The 22,372-nt window shown below is 71.7% G+C and carries 23 protein-coding genes; 8 read left to right on the top strand and 15 right to left on the bottom strand.

The annotated features are described in order from the left end of the window. Positions 1–183: 183 nt before the first annotated feature. From recA to EDD90_RS15820, 3 genes are all read left to right on the top strand, one after another. A complete protein-coding gene (gene recA / locus EDD90_RS15830; RefSeq protein ID WP_123973633.1) occupies positions 184–1,314 on the top strand; it encodes a recombinase RecA in 1,131 nt (376 codons plus the stop codon). A 4-nt stretch (positions 1,315–1,318) separates the two neighbouring features. After that, positions 1,319–2,143: a recombination regulator RecX gene (gene recX / locus EDD90_RS15825; RefSeq protein ID WP_123973632.1), complete on the top strand. Its 825-nt coding sequence runs from the start codon at positions 1,319–1,321 to the stop codon at positions 2,141–2,143. 97 nt (positions 2,144–2,240) lie between these two features. After that, positions 2,241–4,769 (top strand): FtsX-like permease family protein, encoded by a 2,529-nt coding sequence (locus tag EDD90_RS15820; protein ID WP_123973631.1) that lies wholly within the window; start codon positions 2,241–2,243, stop codon positions 4,767–4,769. Between the two features lie 26 nt (positions 4,770–4,795). Here EDD90_RS15820 and EDD90_RS15815 read toward each other — a convergent pair whose 3' ends face one another. Continuing rightward, positions 4,796–5,185: a VOC family protein gene (locus EDD90_RS15815; RefSeq protein WP_123973630.1), complete on the bottom strand. Its 390-nt coding sequence runs from the start codon at positions 5,183–5,185 to the stop codon at positions 4,796–4,798. Between the two features lie 96 nt (positions 5,186–5,281). On the opposite strand from EDD90_RS15815, the gene EDD90_RS15810 reads away from it, so the two are divergent. Beyond that, a complete protein-coding gene (locus EDD90_RS15810; protein ID WP_123973629.1) occupies positions 5,282–6,070 on the top strand; it encodes a TetR/AcrR family transcriptional regulator in 789 nt (262 codons plus the stop codon). A gap of 28 nt (positions 6,071–6,098) precedes the next feature. Here the strand turns inward: EDD90_RS15810 and EDD90_RS15805 are convergent, their stop codons facing one another. The 5 genes from EDD90_RS15805 to EDD90_RS15790 all read right to left on the bottom strand — a co-directional run bounded on the left by EDD90_RS15805 (position 6,099) and on the right by EDD90_RS15790 (position 9,930). Further along, a complete protein-coding gene (locus EDD90_RS15805) occupies positions 6,099–6,524 on the bottom strand; it encodes a rhodanese-like domain-containing protein (protein WP_185149112.1) in 426 nt (141 codons plus the stop codon). After that, positions 6,521–7,072 carry a cysteine dioxygenase gene (locus EDD90_RS15800; RefSeq protein ID WP_123973627.1) on the bottom strand — a complete coding sequence of 184 codons (552 nt, stop codon included), beginning with the start codon at positions 7,070–7,072 and terminating at the stop codon, positions 6,521–6,523. Before EDD90_RS15800 ends, EDD90_RS15805 begins: the two co-directional genes overlap by 4 nt. 72 nt (positions 7,073–7,144) lie before the next feature. Next, complete coding sequence (locus EDD90_RS58570; protein WP_311737274.1) at positions 7,145–7,216, bottom strand: putative leader peptide; 72 nt, start codon at positions 7,214–7,216, stop codon at positions 7,145–7,147. A gap of 78 nt (positions 7,217–7,294) precedes the next feature. Next, on the bottom strand, positions 7,295–8,911 hold the full coding sequence (locus tag EDD90_RS15795; RefSeq protein ID WP_123981298.1) for an FAD-dependent monooxygenase: 1,617 nt from the start codon (positions 8,909–8,911) through the stop codon (positions 7,295–7,297). 314 nt (positions 8,912–9,225) lie between these two features. Beyond that, positions 9,226–9,930 carry a TetR/AcrR family transcriptional regulator gene (locus EDD90_RS15790; RefSeq protein ID WP_123973626.1) on the bottom strand — a complete coding sequence of 235 codons (705 nt, stop codon included), beginning with the start codon at positions 9,928–9,930 and terminating at the stop codon, positions 9,226–9,228. A gap of 53 nt (positions 9,931–9,983) precedes the next feature. Here EDD90_RS15790 and EDD90_RS15785 point away from each other — a divergent pair, with 53 nt between their 5' ends. Next, positions 9,984–11,102, top strand: a complete 1,119-nt coding sequence (locus EDD90_RS15785; RefSeq protein WP_123973625.1) for an NAD(P)/FAD-dependent oxidoreductase — start codon at positions 9,984–9,986, stop codon at positions 11,100–11,102. 161 nt (positions 11,103–11,263) lie between these two features. Here EDD90_RS15785 and EDD90_RS15780 read toward each other — a convergent pair whose 3' ends face one another. The 4 genes from EDD90_RS15780 to EDD90_RS15765 form a co-directional block, all read right to left on the bottom strand. Continuing rightward, positions 11,264–12,151: an amino acid ABC transporter permease gene (locus EDD90_RS15780; RefSeq protein ID WP_123973624.1), complete on the bottom strand. Its 888-nt coding sequence runs from the start codon at positions 12,149–12,151 to the stop codon at positions 11,264–11,266. Then, on the bottom strand, positions 12,148–12,795 hold the full coding sequence (locus EDD90_RS15775; RefSeq protein ID WP_123973623.1) for an amino acid ABC transporter permease: 648 nt from the start codon (positions 12,793–12,795) through the stop codon (positions 12,148–12,150). The genes EDD90_RS15780 and EDD90_RS15775 overlap by 4 nt, the downstream gene beginning before the upstream one ends. A 114-nt stretch (positions 12,796–12,909) precedes the next feature. Beyond that, positions 12,910–13,827, bottom strand: coding sequence for a glutamate ABC transporter substrate-binding protein (locus EDD90_RS15770; RefSeq protein ID WP_123973622.1), 918 nt, complete (start codon positions 13,825–13,827; stop codon positions 12,910–12,912). A gap of 88 nt (positions 13,828–13,915) precedes the next feature. Next, positions 13,916–14,692 (bottom strand): amino acid ABC transporter ATP-binding protein, encoded by a 777-nt coding sequence (locus tag EDD90_RS15765; RefSeq protein ID WP_123973621.1) that lies wholly within the window; start codon positions 14,690–14,692, stop codon positions 13,916–13,918. Between the two features lie 315 nt (positions 14,693–15,007). Between EDD90_RS15765 and EDD90_RS15760 the strand changes: the two genes are divergently transcribed. Then, positions 15,008–15,694, top strand: a complete 687-nt coding sequence (locus EDD90_RS15760; protein ID WP_123973620.1) for a response regulator transcription factor — start codon at positions 15,008–15,010, stop codon at positions 15,692–15,694. Positions 15,695–15,703: 9 nt separating this feature from the next. Beyond that, positions 15,704–17,110 carry a HAMP domain-containing sensor histidine kinase gene (locus tag EDD90_RS15755; RefSeq protein ID WP_123973619.1) on the top strand — a complete coding sequence of 469 codons (1,407 nt, stop codon included), beginning with the start codon at positions 15,704–15,706 and terminating at the stop codon, positions 17,108–17,110. A 10-nt stretch (positions 17,111–17,120) separates the two neighbouring features. Here the strand turns inward: EDD90_RS15755 and EDD90_RS15750 are convergent, their stop codons facing one another. Further along, positions 17,121–18,119 (bottom strand): TAXI family TRAP transporter solute-binding subunit, encoded by a 999-nt coding sequence (locus EDD90_RS15750; RefSeq protein ID WP_123973618.1) that lies wholly within the window; start codon positions 18,117–18,119, stop codon positions 17,121–17,123. Between the two features lie 94 nt (positions 18,120–18,213). Here EDD90_RS15750 and EDD90_RS15745 point away from each other — a divergent pair, with 94 nt between their 5' ends. Next, positions 18,214–18,672 carry a MazG nucleotide pyrophosphohydrolase domain-containing protein gene (locus tag EDD90_RS15745; RefSeq protein WP_123973617.1) on the top strand — a complete coding sequence of 153 codons (459 nt, stop codon included), beginning with the start codon at positions 18,214–18,216 and terminating at the stop codon, positions 18,670–18,672. Between the two features lie 7 nt (positions 18,673–18,679). Here EDD90_RS15745 and EDD90_RS15740 read toward each other — a convergent pair whose 3' ends face one another. The 4 genes from EDD90_RS15740 to EDD90_RS15725 all read right to left on the bottom strand — a co-directional run bounded on the left by EDD90_RS15740 (position 18,680) and on the right by EDD90_RS15725 (position 22,362). Then, positions 18,680–20,134, bottom strand: a complete 1,455-nt coding sequence (locus EDD90_RS15740) for a hypothetical protein (RefSeq protein ID WP_123973616.1) — start codon at positions 20,132–20,134, stop codon at positions 18,680–18,682. A gap of 221 nt (positions 20,135–20,355) precedes the next feature. Then, positions 20,356–20,715, bottom strand: a complete 360-nt coding sequence (locus EDD90_RS15735) for a DUF6204 family protein (protein ID WP_123973615.1) — start codon at positions 20,713–20,715, stop codon at positions 20,356–20,358. A gap of 56 nt (positions 20,716–20,771) precedes the next feature. Further along, on the bottom strand, positions 20,772–21,323 hold the full coding sequence (locus tag EDD90_RS15730; RefSeq protein ID WP_123973614.1) for a histidine phosphatase family protein: 552 nt from the start codon (positions 21,321–21,323) through the stop codon (positions 20,772–20,774). A gap of 298 nt (positions 21,324–21,621) precedes the next feature. Beyond that, positions 21,622–22,362 (bottom strand): IclR family transcriptional regulator, encoded by a 741-nt coding sequence (locus EDD90_RS15725; protein WP_123981296.1) that lies wholly within the window; start codon positions 22,360–22,362, stop codon positions 21,622–21,624. Positions 22,363–22,372 lie beyond the last annotated feature (10 nt).

Genomic DNA, 22,372 nt, shown 5'->3' with positions numbered 1-22,372 from the left:
ATCCATTCTTATGGATGCTCCGGCATGGCCCGCGGTGGGGATTCCAGCGGCAGTTCAACACGATTTCGGTGGAGAAGTCCCCGAGTTATCCACAGGCCGGACCGGCGTCGGGGCGCATTGTCAGTGGCAGGCGTTAGCGTCTTTGACGTGAAGCGATCGACTCAAGCAAACCGGGTGGAACCCATGGCAGGAACCGACCGCGAGAAGGCGCTCGACGCCGCGCTCGCACAGATTGAACGGCAATTCGGCAAGGGCGCGGTCATGCGCATGGGCGACCGGACGAAGGAGCCCATCGAGGTCATCTCGACCGGGTCGACCGCGCTCGACGTCGCCCTGGGCGTAGGTGGCCTGCCGCGCGGCCGCGTCGTGGAGATCTACGGACCGGAGTCCTCCGGTAAGACGACCCTGACCCTGCACGCCGTGGCCAACGCGCAGAAGGCGGGCGGCCAGGTCGCGTTCGTGGACGCGGAGCACGCCCTCGACCCCGAGTACGCGCAGAAGCTCGGCGTCGACATCGACAACCTGATCCTCTCCCAGCCGGACAACGGCGAGCAGGCCCTGGAGATCGTGGACATGCTGGTCCGCTCCGGCGCCCTCGACCTCATCGTCATTGACTCCGTCGCCGCGCTCGTCCCGCGCGCGGAGATCGAGGGCGAGATGGGCGACAGCCACGTCGGTCTCCAGGCCCGCCTGATGAGCCAGGCGCTGCGGAAGATCACCAGCGCGCTCAACCAGTCCAAGACCACCGCGATCTTCATCAACCAGCTCCGCGAGAAGATCGGCGTGATGTTCGGCTCCCCGGAGACCACGACCGGTGGCCGCGCGCTGAAGTTCTACGCCTCGGTGCGACTCGACATCCGCCGCATCGAGACCCTGAAGGACGGCACCGAGGCGGTCGGCAACCGCACCCGGGTCAAGGTCGTCAAGAACAAGGTCGCACCGCCCTTCAAGCAGGCCGAGTTCGACATCCTCTACGGCCAGGGCATCAGCCGCGAGGGCGGCCTGATCGACATGGGCGTGGAGAACGGCTTCGTCCGCAAGGCCGGCGCCTGGTACACGTACGAGGGCGACCAGCTCGGCCAGGGCAAGGAGAACGCGCGCAACTTCCTCAAGGACAACCCCGACCTGGCCAACGAGATCGAGAAGAAGATCAAGGAGAAGCTGGGCGTCGGTGTCCGGCCGGAGAAGCCCGCCGCCGAGCCGGGCGCGGACGCGGCGGTCACCACCGCGGCCACGGACGACGCGGCGAAGACGGTGCCCGCCCCGGCCGCCGCCAAGGCCACCAAGCCCAAGGCCGCCACCGCCAAGAGCTGACGCCGTGACACGACGAACCGACTGGGCCGACCACGAGTACACGTCCCCCGGTGCCCCATGGGGCAGGGGTGCCGGAGGCGACTCGGGCTCCGCCGGGGACGGCGACGAGGCCTACGGCACGGACGGCGGCAGGTACGGGCGGGACAGCGCGGACGGCGGCTCGTACGCGGACGGCACACACGACGGCCCGGACGGGCCCCGCGGGCACGGGTCACCCGGCCGTGGCCCGCGGAAACCCGGGACCCGCCGTCGGCGCGGCTTCGGGGAGCCGTCCGGTGAGGACGGGGGCTCCTCCTCCTTGTCGAGGGCCGAGCAGGAGGAGCCTCCAGCGGAACCGGCTGAGCGGGCGCGGGCGATCTGTCTGCGCCTGCTCACCGGGAACCCGCGCACCCGGAAACAGCTCGCGGACGCCCTGCGCAAGCGGGAGATCCCGGACGATGTCGCCGAGGAGGTGCTGTCGAGGTTCGAGGAGGTCGGGCTGATCAACGACAGCGCGTTCGCGGACGCCTGGGTCGAGTCCCGGCACCACGGCCGGGGACTGGCCAGGCGCGCGCTCGCCCAGGAGCTGCGGACCAAGGGTGTCGACTCGACGCTCATCGACGAGGCCGTCGCACAGCTCGACTCCGAGCAGGAGGAGGAGACGGCCCGCGAACTCGTCGCCCGCAGGCTCCGCTCCACCCGGGGGCTCGACCGGGACAGGCGGATCCGCCGCCTCGCCGGCATGCTCGCCCGCAAGGGGTACTCCGAGGGCATGGCCCTCAGGGTCGTCCGGCGGGCCCTGGAGGAGGAGGGCGAGGACACGGACTTCCTGGAGGGCGGGGACTTCTGACGGGCCGACAGCCCCGAGGAGGGTGGGGTTAACCCCCTGCCAAGACGCCGGACCACCGCAGTGCCCGCACACCCTCGCGTGGACGACCGTGTACGCCATGATGCTGCGTTACGCCCTCAAGACCGTCCGCGCCCGCAAGGCCGGGTTTCTCGGCGCCTTTCTGGCCCTGCTGTGCGCGGCCGCGCTGATCTCCGCCTGCGGCACCCTCCTCGACACCGGTCTGCGCGGCACGATCCGCACCGAGCGCTACGCGGCGACCCCCGTCGTGGTCTCCGCCGACCAGTACGTCCGCCGGACCACCGTCAAGCACAAGCACGGCAAGACCAAGGTCAAGCGCAAGGCGAAACCCATCGCCGAGCGCGCCTGGCTGCCGGCCGACCTGGAAACCGGACTCGCCCGCACCCCCGGTGTCGCCCGGGTCGTGCCCGAGCTGACCTTCCTCGCGCAGCCGTTGACCCCGGCCGGCACCGGCGGCCGTACCGCCTACGGGCACGCCTGGGAGTCCGCCGCGCTGACCCCGTACCGGCTGGTCTCCGGCACCGCCCCGAAGGCCGCCACCGACCTGGTCGTCGACCGCGACCTCGCCGCACGCGCCCACCTGCGGCCCGGCGCCACCCTCACCGTGCAGTCGACGCAGGCCCCACGCGCCTACCGGATCACCGGCATCGCCGCCCCGGCCACGGACGTGCGCCACCAGACGTCCCTCTTCTTCTCCGCCGCCGAGGCCCGCAGGCTGGCCGCGCACCCCGGGCAGGTCACCGCGTTCGGCGTGCTGCCCGCCCACGGCACCGCCCCGGACCGGCTGAAGCAGGCCGTGACGCGGGCACTGCGCGGCACCACCGCCCAGGTCTCCACCGGGGACGCCCGCGGCCCCGTCGAGTTCCTGGACGCGGCCGCCGCCAGGGTCCGGCTGGTCAGCATGGGCGGTGCCATGGGCGGGACCTCGCTGCTCGTGGCGATCCTGGTGGTCGTCGGCACCTTCGCGCTCACCGTCCAGCAACGGCACCGCGAACTCGCCCTGCTGCGAGCCATCGCCGCCACCCCCGGACAGATCCGCCGGCTGCTCGGCCGCGAGGCGCTGATCGTCGGCGCCGTCGCCGGCACGGCAGGCGCACTCCTCGGGCTTCCGCTCGGCGCCTGGCTGCACACCAGGTTCGTCGCCCTGGGCGCCGTGCCCGCCACGCTTCAGCACACCACCGGCGTCTTCCCGCCGTTCGCCGCGTTCGCCGCGACACTGGCCGGTGCCTGGGCCGCGGCCCGTATCGCCTCTCGGCGCATCACCCGGATCCGGCCGACCGAGGCGCTGGCCGAGTCCCGTGTCGAGCCCGCCCGGCCCGCCTGGGGACGGATCGCCGCCGGTCTGCTGCTGCTCGCCGGTGGGGTCGTACTCGTCGTCCTGCTCACCTCCCTGCGTACCGAACCCGCGTCGACTCCCGTCACCTTCCTCGCCGTCGTGGTCCTCGCCACCTCCGTCGCCCTGCTCGGCCCGCTACTGGTCAGGGCCGCCGCACTGCTGCTCGCCGGCCCGCTGCGGCTCACCGGTCACGGCGGCCGGCTCGCCACCGCCAACCTGCGTGGCAACGCCGCCCGGATGGCCTCCGTCGTCACCCCCCTCACCCTGCTCATCGGTATGACCTGCACCGTGCTGTTCGTCCAGTCGACCCTCGGTGACGCCGCCCGCGCCCAGGCCCGCGTTGGGGTCACCGCCGACTGGGTGGTGGCCGCCCAGGGACCCGGTGTACCGGCCGCAGCGGCACGGCAGCTGCGCACGCGCCATGACGCCGTCACCGAAGTGGTCCGCACCACCGTCCGCATCGGACTCGACAAGTACGCGGCGCAGGGCGTCACCCCCGAGGGCCTCACCCGCACCTGGGACCCCGAGGTGACCGCCGGCTCCCTCGGCCGGCTCACCGACCGCACCGTCGCCGTCAGCCGACTGACCGCCGACCAGCACCACTTGGCGCCCGGCAGCACCCTGAGACTCACCCTCGGCGACGGCACGCCCGCCACGCTCACCGTCGCCGCCGTCTACGCCCGGGGTCTCGGCTTCGGCGACCTCACCTTCGCCCACGACCTGGTCGCGCACCACGTGGACAACCCGCTCGCCTCCTCCGTCCTCGTCAGCACAGCCCGTACACAAGCACAACTCGCGACTACCCTCCGTGAGTTCCCGGGGCTCCGGATTCTTTCGCCGGCCGCCGCCGACTCCCTCCAGGCCGACCGGCAGCAGACCAACGCCGAGGTCAACTACCTGGCCATGGGGCTGGTCCTGGCCTTCACCGCCATCGCCGTCGTCAACACGCTCGCCATGTCGGTCGCCGCACGGATTCGGGAGTTCGCGCTGCTCAGGCTGGCCGGGGCCACCCGTCGCCAGGTGCTGCGGATGCTGCGTACCGAGGTGCTGTCGGTGCTGACGCTGGCCACGGCCCTCGGCAGCGGCATCGCGCTCGCCGTCCTGACCGCGTTCAGCGTCGGTATGACGGGCCGGGCCGCGCCGACGGTCACGCCGTTGCTGTACGTGACCGTCGTCGCGACCGCCACGCTGCTCGCGCTGGTGGCCGCGGCGCTTCCCGGGCGGGTGGCGCTGCGGGTGCCGGCGGTGACGGTGGCGACGGCCAAGGACTAGCCGGCCGGTTCCGGAGGCGGGTCGGCTCAGTGGCCGCCGGACGCGTTCCAGTCGACGAGCTGGACGATGACGCCGTTGGGGTCGGTGACCTGGAAGGCGCGCTCGCCCCAGGGCTCCTCGCGCAGCGGCATCGTGATCGTGACTCCCTCGGCGGTCAGGCGGGCCAGTTCGGCTTCGAGGTTGTCGACGACGAAGGCGAGGATCACCCCGTCGGCGTGGTCCTCGCGCTGGTCCTCGGGGAGCGAGGCCAGCCCGCGCCGCAGATAGACGACGTTCATCCCGGCGTCGTCGCGGGTCAGCGACGCGAAACCGTCGGCGGCCAGCTCCTCGCGGAATCCGAAGTGCTCGGTGAGGAAGGTGCTGGACGCCATGACGTCGTCGACATTCAGGGACACGGCCGAAGCGGTGATCGACACGGAAGCTCCTCTGGCCCGGGCGAATTACTCTGTACGCGGTACACTGTACCGCGTACAGAGTAATCCATCGGGGCCATGGTGGGGGAGGATGTTCGGATGCCTCTCGACCGAAGCGGCGCCGGTGATCCGGCCCGCTCCCTGGAACTGCTCTGGCGTGTCCCTGCCGCCGCACCGCGACGCGGTCCACGGCAGCGGCTGGACATCGACACGGTCGTTGCCGTCGCCGTCGGGCTGGCAGATGCCGAGGGCCTGGACGCGGTCACCATGCGCCGTGTAGCGCAGCAGCTGGGGGTGGTCCCGATGACGCTCTACACCTACGTGCCGGGCAAGGCCGAGCTGCTGGATCTCATGCTGGACACCGCCTATGTGCAGATGCCCCGGTCCGAGACCGTCGGCCGGCCGTGGCGGCTCCGGCTGGCCGCGGTGGCCGAGGAGAACAGGGCGTTGTTCGAGGCGCACCCATGGGCCGCGACGGTCTCCACCGGCCGTCCGCCGCTCGGGCCGGGGATGATGGCCAAGTACGAGCACGAACTGTCGGCACTGGACGGACTGGGGCTCGACGACGTCGAGATGGACGCCGCGCTGACCTTCCTGCTCACCTTCGTGCAGGCCAACGCCCGCTCGGCGGCGGAGGCGCGCGCCGCCCGGCAGGACAGCGCGATGGACGACGAGCAGTGGTGGGCGGCCAACGCCCCGCTGCTCGAAAGGGTTCTGGACCCGCGCGCCTACCCCGTCGCCGCCCGGGTCGGCACAGCGGCGGGCACCGCGCAGGGTGCGGCGTACAGCCCCCGGCACGCCTGGGAGTTCGGGCTCGCCCGGGTGCTCGACGGGCTCGCCGCTCTCGTCGACGGCCGCGGGGACTCGACCGGGACCGGCGCGCCGTAGGGGACGACACCAAGTCGCCCATGGGTGACTACGGCGTGACCGGCAGCCCCGCCGCCTTCCACGCCTGGAAGCCGCCGATCAGGTCCGTCGCCCGGCGCAGCCCCAGCTGGTGCAGGGAGGCGGCGGCCAGGCTGGAGGCGTAGCCCTCGTTGCATATGACGACGACCTGGAGGTCGTGGCCGGTGGCCTCGGGGGTCTTGTGGCTGCCCTGCGGGTCAAGGCGCCACTCCAGTTCGTTCCGCTCTATGACGAGGGCGCCGGGGATCACGCCATCGCGTTCACGCAGGGCCGCGTACCGGATGTCGACAAGGAGGGCTTCGCCGGCCTGCGCGGCGCCGTACGCCTCGTGCGCCCCGATGCGCCGGTAGCCCGCGCGTACCCGCTCCAGCAACTCGTCGATTCCCACCGGCTGTTGCTCCACCGGCTGTTGCTCGATCTGCTCCGCGCCGCTCACTGCCAGTCCTCCGGGCGCTCGACCTGCTCCAGGCGCAGCACCGGTCCGCTGCGGCTGTAGCGGCGGATCCGGGGCAGCGGCGGGTAGTAGGCGTGGACGGAGATCGCGTGGTGCTCGGTGGACTCGTTGAGCACCTCGTGGACGTGGTCGCGGCCGAAGGAGCGGCCCTTTCCGGCGGGCAGCCGGCGCTCGCGGTCGACGCCCTCGGAGAGCTCCAGGGTCCGCCAGCCGTCGGTGGGCAGCCGGGTGGCCAGCGAGTTCTCCTTCAGCTCACCGGCGGCGGTCAGGAAGGCGCCGACCGACTCGGCGTGGTCGTGCCAGCCGGTGCCGGTGCCGGGCGGCCAGCCGATCAGCCAGGCCTCGCTGCCGCCGGGGCCGTCGAGCCGTACCCAGGTGCGGCCCTCGGGGTCGAGCGGGAGCGAGGCGATCAGCTCGGCGTCGGCGGCCGTACGCCGGACGAAGTCGAGGAGGTCCGCCTGGGTGGGTGCGGCGCCGGGCGCGGAGGCGGAGGCGGAGGGAGAAACGGACGAGGAGAGAGAGGCAGACACGTGCACCGTTCCTGATGAGGGTTCGCAGAAGCGGGCGCAGACGGCGCCCGGAGAGAAGAGGTGAATGCGAAGTCAGCAGGACGGAAGACACACGCAGCCCGCATAGCGGACGAGGTCCACATGGACCTTCCGCCACAGGCGCACAGTGGTGTCGTTCACGATGCGGAGTACACCACGCCGGTCGAGGCCGGTCAACTCACCGTCAGCATGTGGACCGCTCGGTCACCGCGCGGTGGAACCGGCCTCCGCCTCCGTCTCCGTCTTCTCCGTGTCCTTGCCGCCCAGGGTCGCCTCGGCCGCCGCGTACAGATCGGCCGGCCGGACCCCGTTGAGCGCCGTGACCAGATGGCCGTCGGGGCGTACCAGCAGCACCGAGTGCGCCGGGGCGCCCGGATAGGCCTCGGCGACCAGCAGTTCGGCGGGGTGCGGCAGCGCGGCCACGGCGGCCGCCAGCCGGGGCATGATCCCGGCGGAGACCCAGTGCTTGCGGTCCCACACGCCGGTACCGGGCGCGATCAGTACGACGAGCAGCGCGCCGCGGCCGAGCCGGGAGCGCAGCTGCACGAAGGTGCCGTCCTCCGCGGTGACGCGGACGTCGGTGACCGGCGACCCCGGCGGGGTGTCGACCGGGACCTCGTGCTCCAGGTGCCGGGGTGCGAGCGGCGAGTTGGCGTACGCCCCCGGCGCGCCGAGCGGGCCGTGCCCCAGATGGCCGTCGGTGAGAAGCGTGTCATGCCCCCGGGACGTGCCGGGGACGAACCCGCGCAGCCCGCCACCGCCGCGCAGTACCGGCAGCACCTGGTCTGCGGCGCGCAGCCGGGCGGCGACCACCGCACGCCGCTCGGTCTGGTAGCTGTCCAGCAGTGCCTCGTGCGGGCCGTGGTGCCAGGCCGGGGCCAGCTTCCAGGCGAGGTTGTCCACGTCCCGCAGGCCCTCGTCCAGCCCGTGCGTCCCGAGTGCGCCGAGCAGGTGCGCGGCGTCGCCGGCGACGAACACCCGGCCCACCCGCCACCGGCGGGCGAGGCGGTGGTGCACCGTGTGCACACCGGTGTCGAGCAGGTCGTACGGCGGTGTGGTGCCGTCCGTCCAGCCCGCGAGGGTCTCGCGGATCCGGGTGACCAGAAGCTCGGGCGTGACCAGGTCCTTGCCGGGCGGCAGCAGCCAGTCCAGGCGCCACACGCCGTCCGGGAGGGGGCGGGCGGTCACCTCCCCGGCCGAGGGCCCGGACATCCGCCACGGCGGTGTCCGATGGAGCAACGCCTGACCGGGCCACGGAAGTTCCGCGCGCAGCGCGGCGACCGCCTGCCGCTCCACCGCCGTACGGCCCGGGAAACGGATGTCCAGGAGCTTGCGGACGGTCGAGCGCGGGCCGTCGCAGCCCACCAGGTAGCTGCCGCGCCACCAGGTGCCCTTGGGGCCGCGGGTGTGCGCGGTGACGCCCGAGCGCTCCTGCTCGATCGTGTCCAGGCGGCTGTCCGTGGCCACCTTGACCAGCGGTTCGTCGGCGATCGCGGCACGCAGGGCGTTCGTCAGCACGTGCTGTGCGATGTGCAGCGGGGACGGCTCGGCCGCCTCGTCGAAGACGACCTCGCGGATCACCTGCCGACGGCGCATCGACCGCCAGCCGGTCCAGCGGGTGCCCAGGTCGTCCAGCGGGGCCCCGCTCAGCCGTGTCACCAGGGCGGCGGTGTCCTCGCGCAGCACGACGGTGCGCGCCGGGCGCGGCTCGTCCTTGCCCGGGCCCTCGTCCAGGACGACGGACGGCACCTCCTGACGGGCCAGCGCCAGGGCGAGCGTGAGCCCGACGGGCCCCGCTCCGACGACGATCACCGGGTCCACGGCGCGGCGCCCCCTGCCCGTACGCAAGTCCCGACGGAGATAGGTGAACAGGTTGTTGGAGCAGGGTGCACGATCACAGAACGTATGCAACAGACTGGGCGCCACCCGGTCAAGCGGCGCACCCGGGGACACGTCAGCATGGCGGGCGCGCGGCGGCCGGGACGGCCGGGAGCGCGGAGCGGCGGGAGCCGGTTCGGCAGGCCGCCGCGCCGGCCTGCCGGGCGATCCGGGCGGCGTGGATCCGGCCGGCCGCACCCGGTTTCACGCTCGGCGTGCGGACGTGGTTCCTGCCGGTGTCCGGCACGAGGCGGGCGTCAGGCCGGCGGTCGGGTGAGTCTGGCGGCCACGGCGTCGAGGACCCAGTCCAGGCCGGTGGTGAAGGATGCCTCGGCGTCGACGTCCGTGCCGTCGTACACGGCCTTGGTCAGCGCCGGGAAGCGGCCCGTGGCCAGCATTCTCGTCACATACGGGCCGGAGGCGCGCTGCCGGTCGTGCTCGGACAGGCCGGTGGTGCGCTCGGCCCGCACGTTCGCGATCTCGCGTCTGATCGCGCCGTTGATGTAGGCGCTGACGGTCTCGGTGGCGCGCATGACAGTGTCGACGTCGGCCAGGCCGTCGAGGGCGGCCAGCTTGGCCTCGGTCACGGCGAGGCCGTTCGGGCCCAGGGACGGGCGGCCGCCGAGCAGGTCGGCCAGCCATTCGTGACGGAGGGCGGCCTGTCTGGTGCGGTGGGCGAGGACGCGCAGCGCCTCCCGCCAGTCACCCGGTTGCTCACCCGACTGCTCCTCGGGGAGGATCTCGCCCTGGACCACGTCCACCATGAGGTCGAACAGCTCCTCCTTGGTGGAGATGTATCCGTACAGCCGCATCGGGCCGGCGTTCAGCCGGGCGCCGACCTTGCGCAACGACACCGCCTCCAGCCCGCCGTCGTCGGCCAGCGCGACGGCGGCCGCGACGATCCGGTCCCGGTCGAGCGGCACGGGGCGAGTCGGCGGCTCCGGCCGGTCCCACACAGTCATGGTCACATCGTACGGTTGCGATGCATCGTACTGTGAAAATACAGTGTATCGACATGAGACATCGCATCGCCGTCGTCGGCGGCGGCCCGGCCGGCCTCACCTTCGCCCGCGTCCTGCACCGCCACGGTTACCCCGTCGCCATCCTCGAACGCGATCCCGGCCCCGACGCCCGCCCCCCGGGCGGCACGCTGGACCTGCACGAAGGGCTGGGCCAGCGTGCGCTGGACAAGGCAGGGCTGCTGGCGGAATTCCAGGCGCTGTCCCGTCCCGAGGGACAGGCCATGCGCATCCTGGACACGGACGGGACCGTCCTGCGCGACTGGCAACCCCGTCCCGACGACCGGGCCAATCCCGAGATCGACCGCGGGCAACTCCGTGACCTGCTGCTCGGCCCTCTCGACGTCCGCTGGGGGCAGGGCGTGACACAAGTGGTGCCGGGGACCCGGGACGGCGTACTCGTCCATTTCGACGACGGGCGACAGGAGACGTTCGACCTCGTGGTCGGCGCGGACGGCGCCTGGTCCCGGATCCGCCCGGCAGTCTCGCCGGTGACGCCGCATTACACCGGTGTCACCACGGTCGAGACCTCCCTGGACGACGTCGACACCCGCCACCCCGACCTCGCCCGGTTGATCGGCGACGGCTCAGTGGCCGTCTACGGCGTGAACCGAAAGCTCGTCGCCCAACGCAACAGCGGAGGTCACGTCAAGGTGTACGCCCAGTTCCGCGCGCCGCTGGACTGGCACTCGGACCTGGACCTGGCCGACGCCGAGGCCGTGCGAGCGAGCCTGCTGGCGCTGTTCGACGGCTGGGCCGCTCCCGTGCTCGACCTTCTCCAGCGGGGCACCGCTTTCGTCCACCGCCCCCTCCACGTCCTGCCCGTGTCCCATACCTGGACCCATGTCCCCGGGGTGACGCTCCTGGGCGACGCCGCCCATCTGATGCCGCCCTTGGGGGCGGGCGCGAACCTCGCCATGCTGGAAGGCGCCGAACTCGCCGAGTCCATCGCCGCCGGCCCCGGAGATCTGGACGACACCGTCCGCGCGTTCGAGGAACAGATGTGGGTGCGGGCCGGCCGGTGGGCGAAGATCACGACGGCCGGTCTGGAACGCCTGGTGAGCCCGGACCCCGCCGCGGCCCTCGCCCTCTTCGACCAGGTTCAGCCGTCCTGACCGCCGAGCCACGGCTGCACTCCAGCCCCCCGCTCACGCCCCAGGGCGACACGCGGGCCGGCGTCACCCGGCGTCGCGCGACAGGGCAGGGGCGGGCGGCATCGTTCTGCCGCCCGCCCCTGCCCGCTACGGCTTCTCCGGCTTCGCGGACCGGGGCACGATCACCTGGCGCCGTCGAGCACCACCGGGGGCTCAGCCGCCGCCACGGCGACGCCGGTCTTCGCGCGCCGTCCCCGCCGCTCGATCCACGTCGCGAGGGACGAGAGGGCGAGGCACATGGCGATGTAGATGGCGCCGACGACGATGACGACCGCCGTGAACGGGTTGTCCCCGTTGACGATGATGTTGGAGGCCATCGTCCGCGCCGCGAACAGGAGTTCCGTGTACGTGATGACATAGCCGAGCGAGGTGTCCTTCAGGGTGACCACCAGCTGGCTGATCATCGTCGGCAGCATGGAGCGCACCGCCTGCGGCAGCAACAGCGTCGTCATCACCTGGTACTTGCGCAGGCCGAGGGCGTACGCGGCCTCCACCTGCCCACGGGGCACGGCGTTGATGCCCGCGCGCAACACCTCGGCCTGCACGGATCCGTTGTAGAAGGTCAGCCCGACGACCAGGCCCCAGAACGCGGCGTTGTCCCCGACGACACCCAGATCGTCCTTGTAGCTGAGGAACAGCACCCACAGGGCGTAGATGGTGATGAGCAGCGGCACGGCGCGGAAGAGCTCGATGAACCCGGTCGCGAACCAGCGGACCGGCCGGTGCTCCGACAGCCGTCCCACGGCGAGCAGCAGCCCGAGTACCAGGGACAGCGCGCCGGCCGCCGCGAACACCTTCAGGGTGGTCAGCACACCGTCGCGGATGTTGGTGCGTACGCCCGCGTTGTTGAAGATGTTCCAGATCTTCGGATCCAGCTGGTTCTTCGCGTCGAGCCGGTACACCACGAAGGCGAGCAGCGCGGCCAGTGCCAGCGAGCCGGCCACGGTGTACAGACGGTTGCGCAGGCGGGCCTTGGGGCCCGGTGTGTCGTACAGAACGCTCGAACTCATCGCGCGACCCCCAGTCGACGCTCCAGCAGCTGGAACAGACCGCTGATCGAGAAGGTGATGACGAGGTAGCCCAGTGCCACCCACAGGAAGATCCAGGCGATGGCGTAGCCCTGGTCGCTCAACGTCTTCTGCCAGCCGAACAGTTCGGTGACACTGAACGCGCCGGCGATCGCCGAGTTCTTCGTCAGCGCGATGAAGATCGAGCTCAGCGGCGCGACCACGGTGCGGGTCGCCTGCGGCAGCACGATCAGCCGCAGGGTCTGCGAGAACGTCATGCCGAGCGAACGCGCGGCCTCCGCCTGCCCCAGCGGGACCGTGGTGATGCCCGACCGCACCGCCTCGCAGACGAAGGCCGAGGTGTAGAAGCTCAGGGCCAGCAGGGCCTTCGTCCACGGGCTCATGCCCGGCGCGAAGATGACCGGGACGACGAACCACGCTATGAGGAAGAGCAGCGTCAGGGGCGTGTTGCGGAACAGCGTGACCCACGCGGTGCCGAACGCCCGCAGCGGAGGCACGGGGGAGACCCGGAACCCGGCGATGACGACACCCAGCACCATCGCGAGGAGTCCGCTGGCCAGCGTCAGCAGTACGGTGCCGACGAACCCCTCGCGGAAGTCGGCGAAATGGTCGAGCAATACATTCACGGGGAGGTCCTCGTGGTGGTGTGCGGGCACGGAAGACCGCGTCCGGGGCGATACGCCGCCGCGGCGTCGCGGGCGATGCCGGCGACGCCGCGGCGACGGCGTCTCAGCGGCGCGTCAGTAGCGGTTGACGGCCGGCGGCTCCTGGTACGCGGAGCCGGACAGGCCGAGCGTCGCGTCGTACGCCTTCTTGTAGTCGCCGTTCTTCTCGTGCTTCTCCAGCGCGTCGTTCACGGCGTCGCGCAGCGCCTTGTCGTCCTTGTTCATGCCCACGCCGTACGGCTCCTGCGTGAACGGCTTGCCGATCACCCTGAGCTTCGTGGGGCGCTGCGCCGCGTACCCCTTGAGGATCGCGTCGTCGGTGGTGACGGCGTCGACCTCGTTGTTGAGCAACTGCTGGACACACTCGGAGTACTTCGACAGCTCCACGGTCTTCGCGCCGTACTTGGGCTTCTTGATCTCCTGCAGCGGGGTCGAGCCCTTGATGGAGCAGACCGTCTTGCCCTTCAGGGAATCGGGACCGGTGATGCCCTGCTCGTCCTTGCGCACGAGCAGGTCCGCGCCGGCCAGGAAGTACGGGCCCGCGAAGCCGACCTGCTTCTTGCGCTCGTCGTTGATCGTGTACGTGCCCACGTACAGGTCGACCTCGCCCTTGGAGATGGTGGTCTCACGGACGTTGGAGTCGACGGTCTTGAACTCGATCTGCTCCGGCTTGAATCCCAGGTCGGCGGCGACCATCTTGGCGATCTCGATGTCGAAGCCGGACCGCTTGCCGGTCGTGTCCTCGAAGCCCAGGTACGGCTGGTCGTTCTTGGCGCCGATGACCAGCTTGCCGGCCTGCTGGGCCTTCCTCAGCGTGGCGGAGTCGATCTTCACTCCGGTGGCGACGGTGTACGTCGGCAGCTTCGGCGCGTTCGCGCCGGTCGCCGTGTCGCCGGCCTGGTCGCCGGCGTTCCCGGACTCACCGCCGCAGGCCGTCAGGGACAGTGCGAGGGCGGCGAGGAGCGCCGCGGAGGCGGACGTACGAGTCTTCATGAACGGATTTCCTTCGGATCGGTGAGTTCGGCGGCACGGGGTTCCGGGCACACGCGGGCCCGGGAACCGGCAAGGCGGTGCGGCGGTGTCAGTGGTGCAGGATCTTCGACAGGAAGTCCTTGGCCCGGTCGCTGCGCGGACTGCTGAAGAACTGGTCCGGCGCGGCCTGTTCGACGATCCGGCCGTCGGCCATGAAGACCACCCGGTTCGCGGCCGAGCGGGCGAAGCCCATCTCATGGGTGACGACGATCATCGTCATGCCGTCCCTGGCCAGCTGCTGCATGACCTCCAGGACCTCGTTGATCATCTCGGGGTCGAGCGCCGACGTCGGCTCGTCGAAGAGCATGACCTTCGGGTCCATCGCCAGCGCCCGCGCGATCGCGACCCGCTGCTGCTGGCCACCGGAGAGCTGCGCGGGGTACTTGTCGGCCTGGGCGCCCACACCGACCCGGTCCAGCAGGGCGCGGGCCTTGTCCTCGGCCTGCTTCTTGTCCGCCTTGCGGACCTTGACCTGACCGAGCATCACGTTCTCGAGCACGGTCTTGTGCGCGAAGAGGTTGAACGACTGGAAGACCATGCCGACGTCGGCGCGCAGCCGGGCCAGCTCCTTGCCCTCCTGGGGCAGCGGCCTGCCGTCGATCGAGATCGTTCCGGAGTCGATGGTCTCCAGACGGTTGACGGTGCGGCACAGAGTGGACTTGCCGGACCCGGAGGGTCCGATCACCACGACGACCTCACCGCGGGCGATCGTCAGGTCGATGTCCTGGAGCACGTGCAACGCGCCGAAGTGCTTGTTGACGCTCTTCAGGACGACCAGTTCGCCGGTCGCGGCCTTGTCTTCCTCGGCCACCGATACTTCGGTCATCGCTTTCGGGCTCCGTCCTCCTCGGTTTCGGAGGAATGTAGTGAGAGCGGATGACCAGCGTCATTACATCTGAGGGAGATCTGAGCATCACGATCCGATTGCATCCGGACACGTGTTGTAGCGTCGGCGAGGGGCCCGCATATCGGCCCCGTAACGGAACCGGCGCGGCGCCGGAACCCTCTTGACGCCGTCGACGTCCATCAGCGTGACTGCCTTGATGCACGCGCGCGTGCGCTATCTACAACGCGCGGGTTTTCCACTGGCAAGCCGACGGCGAACCAGGACCGTACGACCGCTGAACCGGAGGGGGCCGGGATGAGACTGCTGCTCGTCGAGGACGACAACCATGTCGCCGCCGCGCTCTCCGCGGTCCTGGCCCGGCACGGGTTCTCCGTCACCCACGCCCGCAACGGCGAGGAGGCCCTCCAGGCCCTGGTCCCCGAGAGCGACGGCTACGACGTCGTCCTGCTCGACCTCGGCCTGCCGGACCAGGACGGCTACGAGGTCTGCGGCAAGATCCGCAAGCGCACCAGCACTCCGGTGATCATGGTCACCGCCCGCTCCGACGTCCGCTCCCGCATCCACGGGCTCAACCTGGGCGCCGACGACTACGTGGTGAAGCCGTACGACACCGGGGAACTGCTCGCCAGGATCCACGCCGTCAGCCGGCGCACCCACCATGAGGACGGCTCGACCGGCGGCGACAGCGCGCTCCGGCTCGGCCCCGTCCACATCGAACTGCCCACCCGCCAGGTCAGCGTGGACGGCACCGCCGTCCAGCTCACCCGCAAGGAGTTCGACCTGCTGGCACTGCTCGCCCAGCGGCCCGGCGTGGTCTTCCGCCGCGAACAGATCATCAGCGAGGTCTGGCGGACCAGTTGGGAGGGCACCGGCCGCACCCTGGAGGTGCACGTCGCCTCCCTGCGCGCCAAACTGCGCATGCCCGCGCTCATCGAGACCGTACGCGGCGTGGGCTACCGGCTCGTCGCTCCGGCCGCGTAGCGGGGACGGGTGCGCACCCGGCTCCTCCCGCTGCTCATCGTCCTGATGGCGGCCGTGCTGCTCGCGCTCGGCGTCCCGCTCGCCGTCAGCACGGCCTCCGCACAGCAGCAGAAGGTCGTCGTCGACCGCATCGACGACACCGCGCGGTTCGCCGCACTCGCCCAGTTCGTCACCGACGCGCCCACCACCGCGCGCCCCATGCGCACGGACGACCGCCTGGAGACCCTCCGCCGCGAACTCGCCAGCTACTACGGCGTCTACGGCATCCGCGCGGGCGTCTTCTACCGCAACGCGTCCTCCATGGCCAACGCGCCCGACGACTGGGTGCTGCCGAAGACGGGCGAGGTCCGGGAGGCGTTCGGCGAAGCGCTGCTCAGCCGCCGCAGCCACGACCCCCAGCAGGTCTGGCCCTGGCAGCGCAGCCGGCTGATCGTCGCCTCGCCGGTGATCCGGGACGGCGATGTCGTGGCCGTGGTGGTCACCGACTCGCCGACCGGGCCGATGCGTTCGCGAACTCTGCGCGGCTGGCTGCTCATCGGCGCCGGTGAGATCGCGGCGATGCTGCTCGCCGTCGGCGCGGCGCTCCGGCTGACCGGGTGGGTGCTACGGCCCGTGCGGGTCCTCGACGCCACCACCCACGCGATCGCCAGCGGGCGGCTGAAGTCACGGGTCGCGGCGGCCGGCGGGCCGCCGGAACTCAGACGGCTGGCCCGGTCGTTCAACGAGATGGCGGACAACGTCGAGGACGTGCTGGAGCAGCAGCGCGCGTTCGTCGCCGACGCGTCGCATCAACTGCGCAACCCGCTCTCTGCGTTGCTGCTGCGAATCGAACTGCTCGCCCTCGAACTCCCCGAGGGCAACGAGGAGATCGCCTCGGTCCAGACCGAGGGCAAGCGGCTCGCGCAGGTCCTGGACGACCTGCTCGACCTCGCGCTCGCCGAGCACGCCGAGGCGGACCTGATGCTGATCGACGTCGGGCGGCTGGCACAGGAGCGGGTCGCCGCGTGGGCGCCGGCGGCCACGGCGAAGGGGGTCCGGCTGACCGGCGACTGCCCGCCGGCCACCGGGTGGGCCGACCCGATCACGTTGTCCAGCGCGCTGGACGCGGTGATCGACAACGCGGTGAAGTTCACGCCGGAGGGGGGTGCGGTGGAGGTGTCCGTGGCCGCGGACGGCGATATGCGCACGGTCGTGGTGACCGACACGGGGCCGGGGCTGACCGATGAGGAACTGGTGCGGGTGGGGGACCGGTTCTGGCGGAGCGGACGGCACCAGAATGTGAAGGGGTCGGGGCTGGGGCTGTCGATCACTCGGGCGCTGCTGGCGGCGGGTGGGGGAGCGATCGCTTACGAGCACCATGAGCAGGACGAGCAGCGGGGGTTGCGGGTGACTGTTTCGGTGCCGCGTAGTGGGTGAGGGAGGTTCTTCAGGGCTTGACCGAGCGGTAGTAGCGCCTCGCGCCCTCCTGCAGGGGCAGCGGGTCCGTGTAGATCGCCGTGCGCAGGTCCACCAGCTGGGCGGAGTGGACGTGGTTGCCGATGTCGTCGCGGCTCTTGATCACCGTGCGGGTCACCCACTCCGTGAGGCGCGGGTCCATGTCCTTGCGGGTCATCAGCACGTTGGACACCGCGATCGTCGGCACTGTCGTGCCCGCCTGGATCGACGGATACGCCGACTCGGGCATGTTGGTGGCCCGGTAGTAGAGCGCCGCCTCGCTCTCGGTGTGCAGCTTGGTGACGAGACTGCCCTCTATCGGCACGAACGTGTAGCTGAACTTGTCCGCGAGATCCAGCAGCCCCTTGGTCGGCAGGCCGCCCGACCAGAAGAACGCGTCGATCTGGCCCCGCCGCAGCTGGTCCGGGCCGGTGTCTATACCGTCCGACACCGGTGTGATGTCCTTCGCGGGGTCGATCCCGGCCGCCCTGAGCACCCGGTTGGCGATCAGCCGCACGCCCGAGTTGGGCAGCCCTATCGCCACCCGCTTGTGGCGCAGCTGCGCGACGCTGGAGATGCCCGAGTCGCGCGGCACGACGAGCTGGACGTAGTCGTCGTAGAGCCGTGCCACGCCGCGCAGCCGTCCGGCGCCCTTGCCGTCGTTGAGTCCGTACGTCTCCACCGCGTCGGCCGCCGCGATGGTGAAGTCGGCCCGGCCGGTCGCCACCCGCTGCACGTTCTCGTACGACCCCGCGCTCTGGACCAGCTTCACCTTCAGACCCGGCATGTCCTTGGCCAGTTCGGTGCGCAGCCGTTCGCCGTACTCCTGGTACACCCCGCGCAGCGTCCCGGTGCTGAAGGTGATCGTCCCGCTCGGCGGTTCCTCGCCCAGCGGCAGCAGCCACCACAGCAGCAGGCCGGACGCGACGAAGCCGGCGGCCGCGCCCTGGAGCGCGCGGCGCCGGCCGATACGGGGGAACACCTTGGACATGAGCGCGATCCTGCCAGCCGGTCACCGTCCTGACCAGGGCCGGGGGCACGGCGACGGAGCGGGACTGTCAGTGCCGGCCGCTAGAGTCGTTCGCATGACCAGCTCCTCGGCCGGTTCCTCGGCCCGTTCCTCGACCGACTCGCCGGCCGGCTCCTCGCCCGCCGGCCTCGTCAGGGAGTTCCACCGCGCCTTCGGCCTGCACGCCCGCACCACGCCGGCCGAGGTGTCGCCCGAGCTGGCCGCGCACCGGGGGGAGTTGCTCGCCGAGGAGGCCGCGGAGGTCGCCGAGGTCGCGGTCGCCGGGCCCCTCGACCGGCTCGCGCACGAGCTGGCCGACGTGGTCTACGTGGCGTACGGCACCGCGCTGGTGCACGGGATCGACCTCGACGCGGTGATCGCCGAGGTTCATCGTTCCAACATGAGCAAGCTGGGACCCGACGGGCAGGTCGCCCGCCGGGCCGACGGCAAGGTCCTCAAGGGCGAGCACTACCGGGCGCCGGACGTCTCGGCGGTGCTGCGCAGCCAGGGCTGGATACCCGGCGGCGAGGCCTGACCCGGGCTCAGAGCGTACCGCCCGCCAGCTTCCACTCGCGGTGCAGAGCGCCCAGCGGGATGCTCCGCTGCAACACCGGTGTACCGAAGACCGACAGCTGGAGACGGAGGGTGCCGGAGAGGTCGACACCGCCGTACAGGTTCCAGGCGCCCTGGGCGTCCGCGCCGGGGGTCGCCGAGGTCGCGGTGACGGTGCCGGTGGCCTCGCCGCGCAGGTAGGGGGCCAGGTCGGCGGTGACGCCCACGGTGCCGTACAGGCCGACGGAGGCCTCGGCACCCAGCCCGGCCTTGACGCTTCCGGCGGTGGTCACCGAGGAGCGCACCGGCGTGCTCGTCATGTCGGAGCTGCTGACCGGCGTCCAGCCCTGGGCCGTGCCGAAGGTGCCGCCCGCCTTGAAGTCACCCTTGAGGCTCTGCTCCACGTCGACGGTGATCCGGCCGTCTCCGCTGATCTGGAGGTAACAGGTCAGGTCGAGGTTGACGACGACGGGGACCGGGCCGACCTGGAGGACGGGGTCGGCGTGCAGCTTGGCGAACGGGATGCGCAGCGGGGTGGCCGTGGCCGCCGCGGCCCGGCCCTTGACCGCCCAGCCCGAGTTCCAGTCGCCGGACACGCCCAGGTAGGCGGAGCCGGGCGCGCTTCCGGTGCCCTCGCCGCCGTAGGCGAAGTCGACCTGCGGGGCGACCTGGACGAAGCCGGACACCGAGGCCGCGGCGGACGCCGGAGCGCCCTCGGCGGTGGGCACCTCGGCGCTGACGTCCAGGCGGAGGCTGCCGAGCGGCACCGTGGCACCCTCGGGACCGACGTGCACATCACCGGACTTGGACCAGGACACCTTCACGTCGGGCAGCAGCTTGTCCACGTCGAAGGCGGCCGGGTCGACCGGCACGGTGCCCTTCGCGGTGTCGTCGCCGAGCAGGGCGTCGAGCGTGGCGGGCTCGGTCTGTACCTCGGTGCCCTCGCCGGTCTCGCCGATCACTTTGGTCACCTTGGCGAGCAGGCCGTCCGGGGCGCCGGGGGCGGGGGCGCTGGCGATGACGTCACCGACGGCGGCCTGCCGGGCCGAAGCCGGCGCGGAGGGGCTGGGGGAGACCGTCGGAGAGCCGGGGGACGCCGTCGGGGAGACCGGGGAGACCGGAGCGGCCGGGGAGGCCGTGGGTGAGGACGAACCTCCGCTCCCGGCCTTGGATATGACGGCACGTCGGGTCTTGCTGTCGTACGAGCTCACGGTGAGCGTGGTGCGGTGGGCCGGCCGGTTCGAACCCGCCGAACCGGCGGCCGTGGTCGCGGTGGCGGCGGGCGCGGCGGCGACGGCGAGCGCCCGGCCGTCCGCGCGGGCGGCCCCCGTGGTGTCGTCGGAGACCCGGGCGGTCCCCTGGGCGCGGTCGTCCGCGGAGGTCTGGTGCTGCGACGAGGAGCAGCCGGTGGCGAGGAGCAGGGCGGTCACGGCGAAGGCGGGCATGAGGGCATGCCCGTGCCTCGTGCGTCTGCGCAAGGTCAGTCCTGGGGGTGGGGGGTCACGAAGAGACACCGACGATGGCTACCGGCCAGTAGAACTGGTCGGTAACTCGGTGTGGCCCCGAGCATGCCACGCCCGCGACACCTGGCCTCCGCAAACCGGCCACATCCCAACGTGACCTGAACCACGGCGACTTCAGGTCGCCGTGGCCATTTCCGGGAAGGTCAGCCCTGTCGCTGCGTGGCCGCCCGCCGCTGCCGCTTGCCGAGTGGAGCCTGCGAGAGGTCCTCGGCGCTCGACCTGAGGTTCTTGTAGCCGTACCCGCGCTCGGTGAGCCATGCCCGGGCCGCCTCCTCGGCACGTTCGGCCGCCTCCAGGATGTCCTCCTCTTCCTCCCCGCCGTCCAGGAAACGGAAGGTGAAAGCGGGCCGGGCGGCGATGTCGTAACTCAGGTGGCCCTCGGGCGTGAAGGCCGCGCGCAGCACGTCGTCGTCGGCGGCCCGGGACAGCAGTTCGGCGCGCTGCTCGGCGCCGAGACCGGCGAAGACGCCGCGGACGGTGACACGGAAGGTGCGGGTGGTCATGCCCGCGACCCTAGGCAGGGCGGCGGCCGTCGCTCCACCGGTTTTCCCGCCCGGGGTCAACCGCCCACCTGGCCGAGCCGTAGGTTCCAGCGTCCGGATCCGCCCGTGATCTCCGTCGCCGCCAGCGGCGGGACGTCCACCCGCCAGAACGCCGCCTCGGGCGCCCCGAGGGCGTGCAGCACCACGGCCCGTACGACCTCCGGTTCCACCACGGCGACCGTTCTGCCCGTCGTCCTGCCCGTCAGGTCCAGCCACTCGATGACCCGCGCACGGAACTCCCGTACCGACTCGCCCCCGTGGGGTGCGGCCCCCGGGTCGGACAACCACTGGACCAGCGCCTCGGGCTCGGCGGCGCCGACCTCCTCCAGCGTCCGTCCCCGCCAGCGGCCCGCGTCCAGACCTGACAACGCGAGCTCCGTCGAGACGTCGAGGCCCAGCGCGGCCGCCGTCTCCCGGCAGCGCACGCTGGGGGAGACGACCGCCCGGCCGGCGACCGGCAGATCGAGCGCCACCGCCTCCGGTTGCTCGATGGAGTCGCCGTCGTCGAAACGGGCCCGCCGCAGGGAAGGGGTGATCGCCGGGGCTATGAGAATGACTCGGCAGCTCACGGGCCGGTTCCTCCTGGGGAGTCCATCGTCGTCAGTCGTCAGTCGTCAGTCGTCAGTCGTCAGTCGTCAGTCGTCAGTCGTCAGCGGGCCGTCGTCCACCGTCATCGTCCGCCGTCGACGTTCGTCGCCGCGGCGTCGGGGCCGATGGCTGGACGCGCATGACAGTACGCCAGCACGCCAGTACGCCGTCATGCGTCATGAAACCCCGGGCTCCGCCTCGATCCCCCGAGCTCGGTCTCGATCCCCCGGGCCACCGAAGTCAGCGTGGCCACCAGCCCGCGCTCGGGCCCTCCCCGGTTCACGCCGATCCCGCTGGACGCCTGACCCCGCGCAGCGCCCGCGACAGCCCCAGCGCCGCCGTCCGTACGGCAGGGGCCAGCTGGGCCGGGCGGAACCGGCCGCACGGTACCGCGACCGAGAGGGCCGCGACCGCCGTGGGCCCGTCGAAGACCGGCGCCGCGATGCAGCTGACGCCCTGCGCGGCCTCTTCCTCATCGTAGGCCAGGCCCGCGACCTGGGCCTGTTCGACGGCTGTGCGCAGCCGGGCCGGATCCGTGATCGAGTGCGGGGTGAGGCGGGGGAGCGGCTCGGCCAGCACCTCCTCGAGCAGTTCGGCGCCAGAGAACGCCAGCAGGGCCTTGCCGACCCCGGTGCAGGTCAGCGGGAGCCGGCCGCCGATCCGCGAGGGCAGCCGGAGCACGTCGTGGCCGTGGATGCGCTCGACGTAGACCACCTCGTGGCCCTCGCGCACCCCCAGGTGCACGGTCTCGTGGGTGGCCTCGAAGAGGTCCTGGAGGAACGGCAGCGCGGCCTCCCGCAGATCCTGCCGGCGCGGCACCAGCGACCCCAGTTCGAACAATGCCCCGCCCAGCCGGTAGGTCTCCGCGTCCCGCTCCAGCAGGCCCAGGCGGACCAGGTCGGCGCAGAGCCGGAACACGGTCGTCTTCGGCAGCTTCGTCCGTGCAGCGAGTTCCGTCAGGCGGAACGCGCCGCCGTTCGGGCGAAAGCAGTCCAGTACGGACACCGCCTTGTCGAGCATATTGCCCTGG

This window comes from Streptomyces sp. Ag109_O5-1 (assembly GCF_003814875.1).
Lineage (GTDB): Bacteria > Actinomycetota > Actinomycetes > Streptomycetales > Streptomycetaceae > Streptomyces > Streptomyces sasae.
The sequence above is the reverse complement of the archived record's forward strand: the minus strand, read 5'-3'. Positions and strand labels throughout refer to the sequence as shown.